The organism is Pseudarcicella hirudinis (assembly GCF_900115665.1).
Classification (GTDB): domain Bacteria; phylum Bacteroidota; class Bacteroidia; order Cytophagales; family Spirosomataceae; genus Pseudarcicella; species Pseudarcicella hirudinis.
The window spans coordinates 107,602-126,153 of the sequence record NZ_FOXH01000017.1; the positions used below are offsets into that span (position 1 = coordinate 107,602).

The window sequence follows — 18,552 nt, forward strand, 5'->3', positions numbered from 1 at the left end:
TATATTTTCTATGCGACAAAAAATGGCCATTATTGGATTATTGATAATTAATTGCTGTTGCTCGGCTGTTGCTCAAGTATGGCAATGGTCAGCCCCAGTCGAGGGACTTATCAATGCCGAAACCAATGCTAACCCTCAGGCCTTTTTATGGATTCCTGAAAATTGTAAGAATGTAAGGGGAGTAGTAATAGGAATGCACAATATGGTGGAGGAAGGAATGTTAGAAAATACTAACTTTAGAAAAACGTTATCCAAAATCGGCTTTGCCGAAATTTGGGTAACGCCAGTTTTAGAAGTTCCTTTCGATTTTCATGGCGATGCTCCCAAACATTTCCAAACCATGATGAATTCTTTGGCTAAAGTATCAGGGTATAAAGAATTGGCTACTGCCCCGATTGTTCCTATCGGACATTCGGCTATGGCAACTTACCCTTGGAACTTTGCCGCATGGAACCCCCAACAAACGTTAGCGGTAGTCTCAGTACACGGTGATACTCCTCAAACCAACCTGACAGGATATGGACGGGCCAATGTTGATTGGGAGAATAGAAATATTGAAGGTATACCGGGTTTATTTATCATGGGAGAATATGAATGGTGGGAAAAACGCCTCGAACCCGGGTTTAAACACGTAGCAAAATATCCTAAAACGCCCATTACATTCTTTGCCGATGCTGGTCACGGACATTTTGATTATAACGATGCGATGGTTGATTACGTAGGCTTATTTATAGAAAAAGCTGCCAAATATCGTTTGTCTAAAGAGAAAAATCGGTCCTTACGCCCTGTATATCCTCAAAATGGCTGGCTGATAGATCGCTGGCGAAAAGATAGTTTGCCAAAGACAAAGCCGCAACCTTACCATTTGTATCAAGGCAATAAGTATGAAGCATCCTGGTGTTTTGACGAAGCCCATGCCAAAGTTACAGAGGCATACTATGCCAAAGCCAGAGGGAAAAAAATACAATACTTAGGCTTTTTACAGGAAGGAAAAATACTCCTTCCTGTAAAAAATCATGCTGTATATCAACCAGGTTTCAAACCCTTGGCAGATGGCAATAGCTTTCAGTTAAAAGCATTTTTTACAGATTCATTACGTGAAAAAGCAGTTAGCGAACATCCTGAAACACCTTTATTGATTGATAGAATTTGTGGCCCGGTAAAAAAGTTGAACGATAGTACCTTTCAATTAAGTTTTTATCGTATAGGCTTTAATAATCAAAAAAGAAGTAATAGTATTTGGCTACTTGCGCATAACGATGGTGATGATACGTACAAATCGGCTGTACAACAATTAGAAATAAAGTTTCCTTTGAAAAATACACAAGGAACGGCTCAAAGCATTGCCTTCGGTATTATTCCAAATCAAAAAACTGGTGTTCGTTCAATTAACTTAAATGGCTTTTCCAGCTCAGACCTGCCAGTAAGTTATTATGTAAAAGAAGGCCCTGCCTATATTGAAAACGAACGCTTAATTTTTACGAAAATTCCACCCAAAGCTAAGTTTCCTATAAAGGTTACGGTGATAGCATGGCAATACGGCATTGCAGGAAAAGTGCAGTCAGCCGAACCTGTAGAGCAATGTTTTGAAATATATCAATAATAACACAAAGCCGCATGAAACCATTCTGCATGATTATCTTCTGCCTGTACATGGCTAAAACTGTTTTTGCTCAAAGATCCTGCAAGCGTTTTGAACCCATTCCATAACAAGTACAGGCTTGGGTTGATAGTGGACAAAAGGAGCGGCTCTATTAACTGCTCACAAAAACAAAGTTGTTTATCAGTCATACTTTGGTAACATTGCTTTCGCATACTGCTGGTTATCCCGATTATCAGTCCAAATGTCGACCAACAGGCATACATAACACAGGATTTGGTGGCTTCCGTCGCTAATATCATTCCACTTCCTGCAGATACTTTGGCGGGAACAAAATTTAAATCTGGAGAACTGGCCATGCAGGTGGCAGATTGTATGGCAGAACTGGTAAGTGGCAAAAATCGGGAAGAACTTTTTCAAGAAAAAATAGCAAAACCTCCGGGAATGATACAAACACATTTTACCCCGGTAGATTCGGCAGGTGGACATGCTCCTATACCGGGAGGTGGTGAAAGGTCAACGTTGAATGATTATATTAGCATTGGAAGTGAGGAAGATTATGCCAGCATAAGTGATAGTGACTAATCCATAAAAGCAAATTTATCGTTTAATCTGCTCTTATGGATTTATCGTTTTATCAAGGTATTTCTTTTGGCATTATTGCCTGACCTTCATTTGCTTTAAGATTAATTGCTCATCATTTCTCTTTACTTCTAACATTCGTTCAACACATCATTTCTGAACAGTATTTTACCACCCAGGATTCTGTATCATTAGCTTATTTCTATCTATTTCTGATTGTGGAATTGGCCAGAAATAGTGTTTTCTTTCAAAAACACGTGTTTCAAAAACAGACCTTTCATAAAACTCTGTATCGGTAAAGCTTATTCCTTTGCTTATATTCATACCATACATAGGGCCGCCTTGTGTTTCCTGAGCAATCTTCCATCTACGCACATCATATAAACGGTGTTCCTCAAAGGCTAGCTCAATTCGTCTTTCATGTCGAACACGATCACGCATTTCTGACTGATTGAAGCCAGTTGGCAATGCCGGAATACCTGCTCTTTCACGAACTAAATTGATGTATTTAGCAATGTCAGCATTATTTGGGTTATATTCATTTAAGGCTTCTGCATAATTAAGATACATTTCTGCTAATCTAAAATAAATCCAAGATTGTTGTGTATATCTATTATTAGGCACATCACTATTTGGGCTTACAAATTTTGTAAGCAAATAACCTGTTTCGGTATGATCATGAGAACCGTTTTTACCGGAAGCACCTGTAGCATATAATTGAATAGGTGTACCGGAGGCACCCGAAAATACCCAGGTATCGTGATTATACAGCACACATACATAAAACCTGGGTTCACGATTGAGGTACATATTCCAGTCCAGCGATTTGGTGAACTTTGTGTCAGTACTCGAAAGCCCTGTTTCTATATAGCCCGAACCAGCCTCATTAATACGTTTGCCATTGGCCATGTGATAGGCATCAACCATTTGTTGTGTAACAGCCAAGCCATTCCACCCCTTCATTTGTCGCGGTGCCGCATGAATAGTCCACTTATTGGTATTAGCACTTGGTCTTCCCCAAATTACTTCACTGTTCCAACGATCAATAAACACATCTCTATATGAAGCATAAGGGTCTAAATCACCATTGACAGTCGATTTTTTATACAACCCCCCGGGCATCATATCTATTACAGCCTTGGCGGCGTCAGCTGCCAGTTTCCATTTGTTGACGTCATAACTATTTGTAATTAATAACTTCCCATTTGAGTTTTTGAAATCAGCATAATCCTGATTATTTCCATTAAACAAAGGACTGGCAGCATATAATAACACACGGGCTTTTATCGCCATTGTTGTACGTTTATCCATTCTACCATAATCTATTACATTAGGAACGGTACCAGGCAAATCTTTAGCTGCTAAATCAAGTTCGTCAGCAATATATTTCACGCATTCATCATAAGAATTACGTGGACGAAGTGTTTCCGCATTTGTAGCATCAACAGGGATCGCATTAGATAAAATTACTACCGGACCGTATTGTTGTAACAAAAGAAAGTAATAATAGGCCCTCAACGCACGGGCCTCAGCTTTTGTTCGAATATTAATGCCTGGTGTAATGCCCTCACATTCAGTACAGCGTTCCACCTGACTAATATACACCGAGGCTGCCCGAATAGCCTTGTAGTAAAATGAATATCTATCATAAGGAATAGAGGTAGGCCCCCAGTTTCCAGTATTAATATTATTAGCCCCAATTGTTGTCCAAACAAAATCTCCTTCGTCAGATACCGGCGTTAAGTTGGCATAAGGATCTGCCGGGTCTGGCAGGTAACTATAAATGTTGGCAAGGTATTTTTCAACCTCCAGTCTTGTAGTAAATACAGCATCAATAGTCAACATATCATCCGGCTGTTTATCCAGAAAATCATCACACGAAAAACCTATTATGCCTGATATAAATAAAAGAAAGATGGATATTCGTTTCATTGTTTTGTCCTTAAATTATACAGTTGATTATTTTGTTCAACCATCAGTTTTTTTAATACTTTTTAGAAAGAAAATAAAGTATATCAAGGGTGAATCGCCTTAAAAATTAATATTTACACCCATATTAATGTTCTTTTGGATAGGATATACGGCTCCTCTCCCATCACCTAATTCAGGATCCCAGAAGTTAAATTTACTCCAGGTAAGAAGGTTTAGTCCTGAGACATACACTCTGAAAGTATTTATTTTAAATTTTTGTGTAACCTCCTTAGGGATTGTATAACCTATTTCGACAGTTTTTAAGCGTAAATAACCGGCATCTCTTTGCCACCAGGTAGACGGACGGAAATTGTTGGCATTAGTACCAAAAGAAAGTCTTGGGAAGATAACATCCTGGTTAGGGTTTTCAGGAGTCCAACGATTTAACACATTTATATTGATATTCCCACGAATTCCTCCTTCTGCAAATGGATAAAACCCAACTCCTCCAAGCATAAAGCTCATTGTTCCTGCACCTTGTAAGAAGGCTGAAAAGTCAAAGCCTTTAAAACTGAGTGATACCCCAAAACCATATACTAATTGCGGAGTACCAGGATTTCCGATAGCTACTTCATCAAATGCGTCAATTTTCCCATCTTCATTCACATCTTTATATTTTATGTCTCCGACACGTACTGGTCCAAACGTTTGAACAGGAGAATTATTTATTTCGTCCTGGCTGGTAAACAAACCCTCTGCAATCAGGCCAAAAGGTTGTTGATAGCGCTTCCCCCTTCTGTTTTGATAAGTATATTTATAGTCCGGAGCATCATCATTAATAAGCTTATTCTGAACATACGTTACATTGGCTTTTAGGCCTAAGTTTAGTTTTCCTAGTTTTTTATTATACTCCATATTGGCATCAATCCCCTTATTCTCGAACTCCCCAATATTTCCCCACGGATTATTTTGAAGACCCATAATGTCTGGAAGGGAGTTTCGTTGCATAAAGATTCCAGAACGATTTCTATGGAAGATATCTGCCTGTACATAAAATCCGCGTAAAAAACGCATTTCAATACCTATATTACTTTCAATTTCTTTCTCCCATGTAAGATCTGCACCCCATTGGTCTTCCCCTCTCCCCGAAAAAACATTATTTACATCCACCCCAAAGGTATATCCGCCATTACCCCCTCCTACCGTTGTTAAGTAAGCAAAACGACGTCCACCAATTTGATCATTCCCTTTTGTACCATAAGATCCTCTTAGTTTTAAATATTGTATAACATCATTATCCTTGAAAAAGGGTTCCTGCGAAATTATCCACCCTAAAGCATACGCAGGAAAAAAGCCAAACCGATGGCCTTTGGCAAAGTTCTCAGAACCGTTATAACCAGCATTAAACTCAAAGAAGTATTTAGACTTGTAATTGTAAGATACACGGCCAACCAACCCCTGTAACCTGAATGGCAATGAACTTATGGCATCAGCGGCATCAGCCGATTGGTAATCCTGTTGGTTATAAAGTAAAAGTCCACTAATAGCGTGGCTTCCAATGGTTTTATCATAATTAAAATTAGCTTGCATGTAGATACGTCTGTTTCCACCTGAAGATTTTGAGAAACCTAAGTCAGCGTTACCGTTAACAAATTTATTTAACAATAAATCTCCATTCGTATTTCTTCCTGTAGCAATATAGGCATCCACAGCGGACCTGATTCTTCCGATATTGTGAAAGTTATAGCCGTCAAAAGCAAACTTTCCCGAAAACTTCAAGCCTTTTACAACATCAGATAAATCCTGATTAAGGGTAATATCCGACTGAATATTGTTTCTCCATTCGGTAGAAAACCCTTTTCCGGTAAGGAGCATATAGGGGTTCGTTACCCCGTTTACACCGCCATATACAAATCCAGCAGGATTATTGAATGGATAAGTAGGTGCATAACCAATAGGCGTATTAAAATAAATTTCACTCCAAATATTTGAAGCAGAAGCCCCCGGATAATTTGAGGTGATTAGAATACCTCCTAAACCCAATTTCAATTCTGTATTTTTGCCTAATCTAACATCAGTGTTAGCACGGAAATTATAGCGCTTTAGTCCCGCATTAGTATTGTAGGTATTAAGGTTATCGCCTTTCCAGATTCCCTGTTCATCATAGTAGGTTGCTGATACAAAGTATTTTGCATTGACTGAGCCTCCCGTAATATTAAGATTGGCGCGTTTAGTAGGCGTATTTTTTTTCACCATTAAGTCTAACCAATTAACATTAGGATACAAGTAAGGGTCCGTCCCCGAGGCATATTTTTTAATAACTTCTGGGGTATAAGGTGTTACAAAGTTTGGGTTTGAAGCCAACTGGGCTTCGTTATACAAGTTCAGATACGTTATACCATCAACCAACTCTGGTAAACTTGTTGGAGAATTTAATCCTGTTTCATATTTAAAGCTCACAGTAGGCTTATCGTTGGTTCCTCTTCTTGTGGTAACTAAAATTACCCCATTTGCTCCCCGAATGCCATAAACAGCTGTTGCCGAAGCATCTTTTAATACAGAGAAGGATTCTATCTCTTCCGGCTCTATGTTATTAATCGGTCTCTCAACGCCATCGACAAGCACTAATGGTGATGCTCCTGCCCCGAAAGTACTAATACCACGAACCCAAAACTGAGCATCGTCGTACCCAGGTTCACCGTTTCTTTGAACTGCAATAATCCCTGCTACTTTTCCAGCTAAAGCATTATTTAAAGACCTTGGCGCAGCAGATTTTATATCGTTAATTTTTACTGTTGTGATAGCTCCGACTACACTTTCTTTCTTTTGTTCTCCATAACCTACTACCACTACTTCGTCTAGCGCTTTGTTATCTAATTGCATAGCAATATCTATTTTCGAGCGGTTATTTACTTCTACTTCTTGTGTGATATAACCGACAAATGAGAAAACCAACGTGCTATTTCCACTCGGTACCTGAATGGAATATTTACCATCTGACAATGAGCTAACCCCTTTAGATGTTCCTTTTATGGAAACACTTACACCTGGCATGGGCTGATTTTTTTCGTCAACAATTATCCCAGTTATATTTTTTTCAGCAAGATAACTCGTCCATGAAACCGAAAGCGAATTCATTGGCAACAATATAGGCTTTATCGTTCGGTTCAGGAGAATGGCCGAACCGATGGTCTCGAAAGAAAGATCCAAGGGTTTTAGCAACCTGACAAGTACATTCCTGAGAGACTCGTTCTGAATATCAATTGAAACATTTCTTTCAGAACCTATCACTTGGGGGCTATATATAAATTTAACAGATGTTGCTTTTTGAATCTGCCGTAATGCCAGATCAAGGGACTTGTTTTCTAAATGCAAGACAACCTTCTGATTCAGAAACTCCTGTCCCATATTATCATGTGCAATAGCAAATGTTGCACATACAAAAGTTATTATAATCTGATAAAGAGAAAAACGCATGATTTTCAACAAAATCTTGTTTTGTTTTGTAATTTTTTTCATAACTTGACTAAGCTTTTTTAAAATTTAGTAAAAAGAATCCCTGCCGACCCAAAACTTAGTTCAGGCCGGTTATTGCTTTTAAGCAACATGAGGGAGAAAATTTGTCGAAGATGTGCTCGCATCTTCGACATTTTCATTTAGAAAGTATTTGAGGAATTAGTACAATTGATTCATTATTTACATAGTTATTTGTTTAAAGAGACTTTTTTAGAATCGGCGGAGTTATTTAATTACACTTACTTCCATTAATTACTATTTCACCGTCTTTGATTTCATAAGTGGCATTAATAGCTTTACAGATTAATGTCAATTTTTCATACAAAGGCTGGTTTTCCAGCTCTGCCGTGAGCTGACACTTAGAAAGTAACGCTCTATCATATTTTATAGTAATCCCATAAATTTCTTGCAGAGAATCCAGTACTTCATAAACTGGCGTATTTTCAAAAACCAATATATTATTTTTAATACCTGAAGGTTTTACAGGATCTGGCAACTCAATCAAAGTGCGTTCTATTTGCTTTGCAGAACGATTGAATATTGCCTTCTGATTTGGGGTTAGTGTCAATTCTGCCTGTTCTGTTGAAATGCCTTCCTCTTTTTCAGATGAATATACAGCAACCTTTCCCGTTTTTACGATTACTTTTACTTCTGTATCATTATCATAAGAGCTTATTGTAAAACTGGTCCCTAATACTTTAGTAATAAGTTCATTGGCATAAACAATAAAGGGCTTCCTGGGATCTTTAGTAACTTCAAAAAAGGCTTCTCCGCTTAAGAACACTTCACGATTAGTGCCTGCAAATATTTTAGGATAACTAATACGACTATTTGCTCTTAGCTTTATTACACTTCTGTCTGGTAAATACACAAGCATTTCGCTTTTACCTTTATTAATTACTTCCAGCAACAACTCTTTCTTATTTTCTATACGTTTCTCATATACTGTACTATTCCTAAAAGGATTGACAGATAATTGTGTAGTGATATATAACAAAGCTATAATTCCGATAGCGACAGTTGCAGCAATTTTCCATAGTTTAGCAAAACCGATTAAGCGCTTAGCTGTTGAATAAGAAGACTTGTGTAAAGAAAGTTCGTCTCTGCTCTTTGATAAGCGTATCAGAGCAGTCTTCAATTCGGTTTCTGTCAGTTCCTCATGGGCATCATGTATTTTTTTTATAAGCTCTTTTGCGGCCAAAACAGTTTTAGCCTGTTGTGGATGTTGCTTCTGCCAGTTTTCCCAAAATAAGGTATCTTCTGTTGAGTTTCTAATTACCCATCTACAAAAAGACTCATCTAGAATGAAGTCTTTAATAGAATATTTTGTATAATCTTGCATAGATAAAATTGTATTTTTGGGCTTTTATACACTGAAATAGTAGCTTTGGCACAAACAATACCCTTCTTGTTTATATTTTTTTAAAATAATTTTTCTTTCAGACAAAAAATCATCAATTACTCAAAATCAATTTGATTTATTCAATCACGAAGTGTTAAATAAAAAATACTCAATAACTCCAAACATGAAATTTAAAGAGGGAAAAAGAGATACTTTAGAAGTGGAATGATTAAAATATCACTAATAGAGAGTAATATTTTCTTTAAGTTCGAGAGAGAACGATGCAAAAAATTTGCCACTGTTTGGCGCTCAATATCCATAATTGAAGCAATTTCTTCATTAGAAAAACCCTGATAGTATTTCAAGAAGATGGCTTCCTGTTGACGTCTGGGTAATTGAATAATAGCCTGACGAATCGTTTGCTCGTTTTCGAGCAGAAACTCCTCGGCAATCCATTCGGTTTCAACCGATACTCCATCGGTGATCGTAAAGGATTCTTCTTCAAAGTAAGTAATATTGCCTAATCGTTTTTCTAATTTTAGTTTCCTGAATAGGTTATTTCGAAGTGCCTTAATGAGGTAAATGGTAACATAAGGGTTTTCGACGAGTCTTTCTCTATGTGACCACAATTCAAGAAAAAGATCTTGAATACAATCCTTGATTAATTCTTTGTCTTTAGAGAAACGTGTAGCATAATTATATAGCTCTCTGTATCGAATAGCAAAAATTTTGTCAAATGCCTCCCCGTCTCCATTTTTAAATTGGAGCCATAATTGACTTAATCTGGCTTCATCACTCGGAATTCTATCTATCGTTCTCATATAAATGTTTAAGCATTTTATTAAAGACGCAAATAGATAGCCTAATACCCTTCATTTTCTGATTTTTATTCAAAAAAATGCATATATATTACAAAAAATATTCATTCCGGTTAATTACCATGTTTTATTCTGAGTTAAAAGTAAAGTTGTTGGATAAATTTTATATGGAAACCTAATTTTATTTTTGTAAGGAAATCAGGAATGAAGCATATTGGTATTCAGCTTGCTTCTCCTCTCCATTAATCATAACTATATTAGGTTTTGAAGGTTGAGAAAATGTAGCTCTTATTAATGGTTGCCAGCTAATTTGTAAATTAAAGTCAGTATTTTGCTTTTTGACAATTAAAAATAATTTTGATAACGGACTGTACAGTAATCGTTACCCCTACTACAAACCCGTCTTTCCCACTTCTTTGGGCAATAGTGACAATTTCACCGATTTTTCCATAATAACTTTGGTATCGTCTCAAGTAGTTGGGATATGCTTCCAAAATTCCAGTTCAGGATTTTCTTTACTTTGAGAGGGTTTATCGTACATAATATCGTGGCATTATAGTATCCATAAAAAGGAGACACTCGATCACGGGGCTTATAATGACATCTTAGATTCTGATTTATCGTATTGTAATCATTTCCTAATTCTGATAGATGCTCATGATATTTCTGAATCCATGTTGGATTTATCTCGGAAAACAGAAGGTCCGCCTCCTCAGGATACCCGATCAATTTATTTAATACTGGTTCCTGAATTTGAGGTAGAGATATTTCTTTTATATAATAATCAATAAAACTTTCACCCACTAATTCCACTTTAACCTTCCTACATGGTAGAAGCATACTTACTTCAGATTTCTGAACTACTCCTTTTCTTTTAGATTGTATTGCTGCATTAATTATCACAGATAAAGGATGTGACGTTCTAACCTCACTTCGTTTTACATTCCAATCCTTTTTTTCAATAGCATAACCAACACTGAAACCCTTATGAATACGATTTTGAGTCATGCGGATGCTAATTCAATATGAAATGTAATTTGATTCATCTTTTATGAGTGTAACAAATGAGTGTAACATTTTCGGTGTTGTAGTGAACTGTAGTAAAATGATTTTAATACGGAAGGCACAAAAAAAGGTCACTCAACCTATTGAGTGACCTTTTTAATTTACCAGAATTTATCCGGATCTGATTTAGTGATTCCGTTTGGATTCGAACCAAAGACCTACTGCTTAGAAGGCAGTTGCTCTATCCAACTGAGCTACGGAACCGAAATAAAAAAGGATTTTAGAACTATGACTTTAGAATTCAAAATCTAAAATCTAAAATCTAAAATCCTTTATTTACTGTCGGGGTGGCAGGATTCGAACCTGCGACCTCTTGGTCCCAAACCAAGCGCGATACCGGGCTACGCTACACCCCGAAAATTACCTAAACTCTCTTCCTCCAGAATATTGGAGCGGAGAGAGAGGGATTCGAACCCTCGGTACCCTTTAGGGGTACGACAGTTTAGCAAACTGCTCCTTTCGGCCTCTCAGGCATCTCTCCTTAAACGTGCTAGGTTTCTCTTGTGATACCCTTGTTCCGTTTAGGTGATGCAAAGGTAGGGCTTTTTTTTAGTACGATGCAAGTTTTGATTCAAAAAAAATCTAAAAAAAAATCACACTTTTTGCTAACTTTTACATATCTTGCTGTAATACAGTTTTTTAAAACAGCACTAATACGTTAATATTTTTTTAACTTTTTTTCCTTTATTTAATCAAAATTTGATTCTGACCCGTTTTTTGAGTTTTTAAGGTGTTTTTCTCTTCCATCCCACCACTGATTTTTTTTCATTAATTCATTTATTCTGACTGAAATATTCAATTCTTTCAATAATCTCCCTCCTTCTTTTCAATATTTTGCAAAATCCCTCTCTTCTATCTATTTCAATACTGCCAGCCATTTGAACTTTATTTTGTTTTTACCTGTAAAAACATTGCTCTTACCGCTTTTTTGCAAAAAGCTATTCTTAATCCTGAGACTAACTAACACTTCCTCCCGATCTGTTGTTCCTCTGCTGTGCTCTTGAGACGATCTTTACATAATATGATCATTTCAACTAATCCTCTTCATAAATAGCATCGTTTAAACAAATCATATTCTTATCCTCTGAGGAAATCAATTCTTTTTCCGGCTAGAAACCTCTGTCAACATTAAAAAAGGCCGTCAGAACTAAATCTAACGGCCTTTTTAACAATATTTCTTATTTAATTACACAGTAGCAAACATTGAAACAGCTTTTGCTTCCAGATTAGAAGTACCCATCAGGTAAATATCTGCCGCTCTTGCCGCTTCTCTTCCTTCAGAAATCGCCCAGACTACCAATGATTGTCCACGACGCATATCTCCTGCTACAAAAACGTTCTCAATCTCTGTTTGGTAATTATGCGCCTTTACATTTCCTCTTTCATCAAACTCCAATCCTTTTTCCTGCAATTGCGTCAATAAACCTTCTCTCTGAGGATGTAAGAAACCTGCCGCAATCAATGCCAGTTCACATGGAATTTCACGCTCATTCTGATGAACCTGATTTGCCTTTCCGTTCACAACTTCCAAAGCAATATCAGCAATTTTAATACCTTTCAGTTTCCCGTCAGCATCTCCTACAAATTCCTTTACGGCAATCGACCAGTGACGATCCGCTCCTTCTTCATGTGAAGTAGAAGTACGAAGCATCATCGGCCAGTTTGGCCATGGAGTATGCTCAGCTCTTTCTTTCGGAGGCATTGGCATTACTTCAACCTGGGTAACACTTTTCGCCTTATGACGGTTAGATGTTCCGACACAGTCAGAACCTGTATCACCACCACCGATTACTATTACATTTTTATCAGTAGCTAAAATTTCTCCGTGTTCGTATTTTGCGCCACGGTGATCCACAACCCGCTCAATTCCGGCTACTCTCTTGTTTTGCTGGGAAAGGAATTCCATTGCCGGGAAAATTCCGTTTAAATCTGAACCCGGAATACCTAAAACTCGCGGAATTGTTGATCCTCCGGCTAATAAAACCAGATCATAGTCTTCTATCAAAGCTTCACCTTTAATATCAGCCCCGACATTTACGTTCGTTTTAAATATAACGCCTTCCTGCTCCATTAACTCTACACGGCGTTTTACTACTGTTTTTTCCAGTTTGAAATCAGGAATACCATATCTCAATAAACCTCCTATTTCATCAGCACGCTCTAATACCGTAACCGTATGACCAGCTTTGTTTAATTGGGCAGCAGCAGCCAGACCCGCAGGACCAGAACCTACAACGGCTACAGTTTTACCTGTTCTTTTTTCAGGAATATTCGGTTTTACCAAACCATTTCCAAAAGCAAATTCAATAATTGATTTCTCAATATACTCAATCGCAACCGGTGGTTTGTTGATTCCGAGAACACATGAAGACTCACATGGAGCCGGACAGATACGGCCTGTAAATTCAGGGAAATTATTGGTTGAAGATAAAATTTCGTAAGCATATCCCCAGTTCTGCTCATAAACAGCATCATTAAACTCAGGAATGATGTTCCCAAGCGGACAACCATTATGACAGAACGGAGTACCACAGTCCATACAACGGCTGGCCTGTGCCTCTACCTTATCTTTTGGTAAATCAATATCAATTTCTTTATAATCATTGACACGTTCTGAGACGAGTCTTTTTTTAGGAGTTTCTCTTGTTACTTCCAAGAATCCTGTTGGCTTTCCCATTTTGCAAATAAATTGAATTTGAAGATTTGGAAACTTGAGGATTTGAGAATCCGGCTGCTACCGGATTCTCAAAATTTCAAATTAAAATTCTGATGCGCGATTAGTGATGAGCGACCTCTACCTGAATATCTCTGTAAACCACATCTTTGTTTTCTAGCACTTCCGAAACTGTAATATCTCTTGCAGCAAGCGCTTTCTTGAAATCTTGTGGCATTACTTTCACAAACTCTTTCAAAACATCATTGAAATTAGCTAAAATAGTCGCGGCTACATCTGAGCCGGTATTTTCAGCATGCTTTTCAATATACATTTTCAGGATATTTTCGTCTTCCGGAGTAAGTTCTTCGATAGCTACCATTTCGCCGTTCAGCTTCGCAGCAAAATCTCCCTTTTTGTTCCATACATAAGCTACTCCACCAGACATACCTGCTCCAAAGTTTCTTCCTGTATCTCCCAATATAATTACCAAACCTCCGGTCATATATTCGCAACCGTGGTCACCTATTCCTTCCACTACCACTTTAGCGCCTGAGTTACGTACACAGAAACGTTCTCCTGCCATACCTCTCAGATAAGCTTCTCCTGAAGTTGCTCCATAAAATGAAACGTTTCCTACAACAGAGTTTTCAGAAGGGTTAAATGGTGCTTTTTTGTTTGGATAAACAATCAGCTCCGCTCCGCAAAGTCCTTTTCCTACATAGTCATTGGCATCACCTTCCAATTCAAGCTTTAAGCCATTTACTGAGAATGCTCCAAACGACTGCCCTGCTGTTCCGGTAAATTTGAAATGTACCAATCCTTTCGGCAAGCCTTTCGCACCGTATTTTTTGGTAATTTCATTGGAAAGCATAGTACCGATTGTACGGTTTACATTGATTACATCCAATTCTCCGTAAACCTTCGTCTGAGATTCAATAGCAGGCTTAGCCAAATCAAGTAATTTCCAGTCAACCTGAACATCCAGACCATGATCCTGGTCTTCCTGTTTGTACAATGCCACATCTAACGACATTGGTTCTTTATACAGAATTGAAGAAAGATTCAGTTGCTTGTATTTCCAGTGGTCAATACCATCTCTCATTTCAAGACGATCAACCTGACCTACCATTTCATTAATTGTACGGAATCCAAGTTCGGCCATATGTTCTCGTAATTCCTGCGCAAGGAAATAGAACAGGTTCACTACATGATCCGGATTTCCTGTGTACATCGCACGCAGTTCAGGATTTTGCGTTGCCACACCTACCGGACAAGTATTCAAATGACACTTACGCATCATAATACATCCCGCGGTAACCAAAGCAGCGGTTGCTACTCCGAATTCCTCAGCACCCAAAAGCGCTGCAACAGCAAGGTCTTTACCTGTTTTGATCTGACCATCTGTCTGAACTGTAACTCTTCCACGCAATTTATTGCGAACAAGCGTCTGATGTGTTTCTGCTAAACCAAGCTCCCAAGGTAAACCGGCATGACGGATAGAAGACAAAGGAGATGCCCCTGTTCCACCATCGTGTCCGGCAATCAGGATATGATCAGCATGTGCTTTCGCCACACCGGCAGCGATTGTACCTACACCTGCTTCTGATACTAATTTCACTGAAATTCTGGCCTCACGGTTAGCATTCTTCAGATCGAAAATCAGCTGAGCTAAATCCTCAATTGAATAAATATCGTGGTGAGGAGGAGGTGAAATCAAACCCACACCCGGTGTCGAATGACGGGTCTTACCGATCCAGTCATCTACTTTATGTCCGGGAAGCTGACCACCTTCACCAGGCTTGGCACCCTGAGCCATTTTAATCTGAAGTTCTTTGGCATTTGTCAGATAATTGGCTGTTACGCCAAAACGTCCTGATGCTACCTGCTTAATGGCAGAGTTCATAGAATCTCCATTGGCCATAGGTTCAAAACGGATCGGATCTTCACCACCTTCTCCGGTATTCGATTTACCGCCGATACGGTTCATCGCAATTGCCAAAGTAGTATGAGCTTCATAAGAAATCGAACCGAATGACATTGCTCCTGTTGCAAAACGTTTGTAAATGCTTTCAACCGGCTCTACTTCTTCGATTGGAATTGGTGTTCCTTTCCTGAATTTCAGCAAACCTCTTAAGGTCATTGCTTTTTCAGACTGGTCATCTACCAATTTCGAATATTTCTTGTATAAAGCGTAGTTCTTAGTTTTGGTTGACTGCTGCAATAAGTGAATCGTTTCCGGATTGAATAAGTGAGCTTCACCACGGTGTTTCCACTGATAAACGCCCCCTACTTCAAGTTTAGGATTTGAAACAATTGTTTCAGGATAACCATTTCTGTGTTTGATCAAGGCTTCTTTGGCAATTCCTTCCAGATCAATTCCGCCGATGCGTGAAATTGCTCCGTTGAAATATTTATCTACAACCTCTTTCGCCAAACCAACAATTTCAAAGATCTGAGCTCCCTGATATGATTGCAATGTTGAGATCCCCATTTTAGAGAAAATCTTCAGCAATTCACCATTTACTGCTTTGATGTAGTTTTTCTTTAATTTATCATAAGGATAATCTACAGCAAGCATATTCTTCTCCTTCATTCCTTTGATTGTCTCAAAAGCCATGTAAGGGTTTACTGCAGAAGCACCAAATCCGATCAAAGTAGCAAAATGATGTGTTTCCCATACATCGCCCGCTTCAACGATGATACCAACCTGCGCTCTTTTTCCTTTTCTGTTCAGATGGTGATGAACAGCAGCAGTTGCTAATAAAGAAGGAATCGGGGCATGTGAAGAATCAACACCTCTGTCGGTCAATAACAAAATTGCATAACCATCATCTACTGCATCCTCAGAATACTGGCAGATACGGTCAAGTGCTCTTTTAAGCTGACCCGGCTGTCCATTTGCTCTGAATGTAGTATGGATAGACTTGGTCTGGAAGTTTTTATGATCAATCCAGCGAATTTTTTCTACCTCACTGTTCATCAGAACCGGCTGCTGAATTTCAATCTGACGGCAGTGTTCCGGTGTTTCTTCCAACAGGTTTTTCAAACCTCCGATATCAGAAAGCAATGACATTACAGTACGCTCACGAATCGGGTCAATCGGCGGGTTGGTTACCTGTGCAAAAAGTTGCTTGAAATAGTATGATAAATGCTGTGCCTGATCTGAAAGAATGGCCAGTGGAGTATCAACACCCATCGAACCTAAAGCTTCTTTTCCGGTTTCAACCATTTGTGACAAAACTACTCTTAAATCTTCAGTAGTAAAACCAAATACCTGCTGACGGGAAAGTAATTCTCTTTCGTAAGGTGTACGATATTCTGCACCTGCTTCCGGAAGATCCTCTACTTTAATTTTATTGGTTTTTAACCATTCTCCGTAAGGCTGACGCTTACAGATATCGGCTTTTAATTCTTCATCCGGTATAATACGGCCTTCTTCCATGTCCACAACGAACATTTTACCAGGCTGTAAACGACCTTTTTTTACAATTTTAGACTGGTCAATATCTAAAACACCTGCTTCAGATGCCATGATTACAAAATCATCATCAGTAACCCAGTAACGGGAAGGGCGAAGACCATTTCTGTCTAATGTTGCTCCGATCATTTTTCCATCCGTAAATGAAATTGAGGCCGGACCATCCCAAGGTTCCATAATGGCAGCATGATACTCATAGAAGTCTTTCTTGTAGTCTTCCATTTGTTCGTTTCCATCCCAGGCTTCAGGAATCAGCATCATCATTACATGAGGCAGAGAACGTCCTCCCATATACAACATTTCAATTGCATTATCGAGAATCGCTGAATCTGATTGTCCCAGCTGACAAATCGGCAGAATCATATCCAATTCCTCATCAGTAAAATGAGTTGATTTGAATAAAGCCGACTGAGCCTGCATCCAGGACGCATTACCTTTTACCGTATTGATTTCACCGTTATGGGCAATAAAACGGAAAGGCTGAGCCAGTTTCCATTCCGGGAATGTATTAGTAGAAAAGCGTGAGTGTACAATCGCTAAAGCCGAAGTAAACTCCTCTCTTTTCAAATCGTCAAAATAAGCAGGAACCTGCATCGTTGTCAGCATACCTTTGTAAATAATGGTACGGCACGACAATGAAGTATAATAGAATTTATTGTCAACTCCTTTTACCGTTTCATTGATGATACGGGAAGTAAACTGACGGAAAACGAATAATTTACGCTCGAATTCCATTTCGTCCTCAATCTGTTCAGGACGTTTGATAAACATCTGTTCCATCTGAGGTTCTGCATTTCCGGAATCAGCTCCCAGAATATCAGAGTTATCAACCGGAACAAGGCGATATCCCAAAATTTCCAGCCCCAGTCTTTTAGCTTTACGGCTGATAACTTCTTTACATTCCTGGCGGATGGTTTCATCCTTAGGGAAAAAAGTCATACCTACGCCATAATTCTGAGCAGAGGGCAATTCAATACCAAGCTTAGCGCACTCCTCCAGGAAAAATTCATGAGGAATCTGCACTAAAATTCCGGCACCGTCACCAGAATTAGGGTCACAACCACAGGCACCACGGTGGTCCATGCGAATAAGCATTTGAATGGCATCAGCCACTACTTTATGAGACTTACGTCCCTTCATGTTCGCTACGAAACCGATACCACACGCATCATGCTCGAATTCTTTACGATACAACCCTTGATTGTCAAAGTTTGTCATGGTTTTTGTGTTTTTAATATTTATTGCACCTTACCAGGCAGGGTGGTTAGCAAAACTTCAAAACTTACCTTCAGACAGGCGCAATAGATTATTGAAGCTTTCCTGATATACACTTACAATTACATTTCAGTTTTCAAAGATATACAAAAAATTCTTTGGAATAAATAGAGAAATACGAAACAATCTACTGAATAGCATAAATTCAATATTTCGCAAAAAAAAATCTTAGTTAGATACAATTTGACAAAAAGTGATGGTTTTTATTAAAATTACCAAAATCAAAGGTACATTCCGGTCTTTATGCAAAAACACTGATGAAAATACGAAATTTTCAAACATAATTTCAGCAATTATACATTTTTTTTC

At 38.4% G+C, this 18,552-nt stretch carries 9 protein-coding genes and 3 tRNA genes; 2 read left to right on the forward strand and 10 right to left on the reverse strand.

Annotated features, from left to right (window positions below; translation table 11 throughout):
* Window positions 1-10 precede the first annotated feature (10 nt).
* Window positions 11-1,603, forward strand: a complete 1,593-nt coding sequence (locus BM179_RS22005; RefSeq protein ID WP_092019336.1) for a hypothetical protein — start codon at window positions 11-13, stop codon at window positions 1,601-1,603.
* A 261-nt stretch (window positions 1,604-1,864) separates the two neighbouring features.
* Window positions 1,865-2,185 (forward strand): serine hydrolase family protein, encoded by a 321-nt coding sequence (locus BM179_RS25120; protein ID WP_262503439.1) that lies wholly within the window; start codon window positions 1,865-1,867, stop codon window positions 2,183-2,185.
* 165 nt (window positions 2,186-2,350) lie between these two features.
* On the opposite strand, the gene BM179_RS22020 is transcribed toward BM179_RS25120, so the two are convergent.
* From BM179_RS22020 to gltB, 10 genes are all read right to left on the reverse strand, one after another.
* A complete protein-coding gene (locus BM179_RS22020; RefSeq protein ID WP_092019339.1) occupies window positions 2,351-4,114 on the reverse strand; it encodes a RagB/SusD family nutrient uptake outer membrane protein in 1,764 nt (587 codons plus the stop codon).
* Between the two features lie 99 nt (window positions 4,115-4,213).
* Window positions 4,214-7,612 carry a TonB-dependent receptor gene (locus tag BM179_RS22025; protein ID WP_092019340.1) on the reverse strand — a complete coding sequence of 1,133 codons (3,399 nt, stop codon included), beginning with the start codon at window positions 7,610-7,612 and terminating at the stop codon, window positions 4,214-4,216.
* A 226-nt stretch (window positions 7,613-7,838) separates the two neighbouring features.
* Window positions 7,839-8,951: a FecR family protein gene (locus tag BM179_RS22030; protein WP_092019341.1), complete on the reverse strand. Its 1,113-nt coding sequence runs from the start codon at window positions 8,949-8,951 to the stop codon at window positions 7,839-7,841.
* Window positions 8,952-9,142: 191 nt separating this feature from the next.
* Complete coding sequence (locus BM179_RS22035; protein WP_092019342.1) at window positions 9,143-9,772, reverse strand: RNA polymerase sigma factor; 630 nt, start codon at window positions 9,770-9,772, stop codon at window positions 9,143-9,145.
* A 432-nt stretch (window positions 9,773-10,204) separates the two neighbouring features.
* Complete coding sequence (locus BM179_RS22040; protein WP_092019343.1) at window positions 10,205-10,777, reverse strand: phage integrase SAM-like domain-containing protein; 573 nt, start codon at window positions 10,775-10,777, stop codon at window positions 10,205-10,207.
* Window positions 10,778-10,964: 187 nt separating this feature from the next.
* Window positions 10,965-11,038: transfer RNA gene (locus BM179_RS22045), tRNA-Arg, on the reverse strand.
* Window positions 11,039-11,116: 78 nt separating this feature from the next.
* Window positions 11,117-11,190: transfer RNA gene (locus BM179_RS22050), tRNA-Pro, on the reverse strand.
* A 37-nt stretch (window positions 11,191-11,227) separates the two neighbouring features.
* A tRNA-Ser gene (locus BM179_RS22055) sits at window positions 11,228-11,315 on the reverse strand.
* A 705-nt stretch (window positions 11,316-12,020) separates the two neighbouring features.
* Window positions 12,021-13,511 carry a glutamate synthase subunit beta gene (locus BM179_RS22060; protein ID WP_092019344.1) on the reverse strand — a complete coding sequence of 497 codons (1,491 nt, stop codon included), beginning with the start codon at window positions 13,509-13,511 and terminating at the stop codon, window positions 12,021-12,023.
* A 100-nt stretch (window positions 13,512-13,611) separates the two neighbouring features.
* Window positions 13,612-18,186 (reverse strand): glutamate synthase large subunit, encoded by a 4,575-nt coding sequence (gltB, locus tag BM179_RS22065; protein ID WP_092019345.1) that lies wholly within the window; start codon window positions 18,184-18,186, stop codon window positions 13,612-13,614.
* Window positions 18,187-18,552 lie beyond the last annotated feature (366 nt).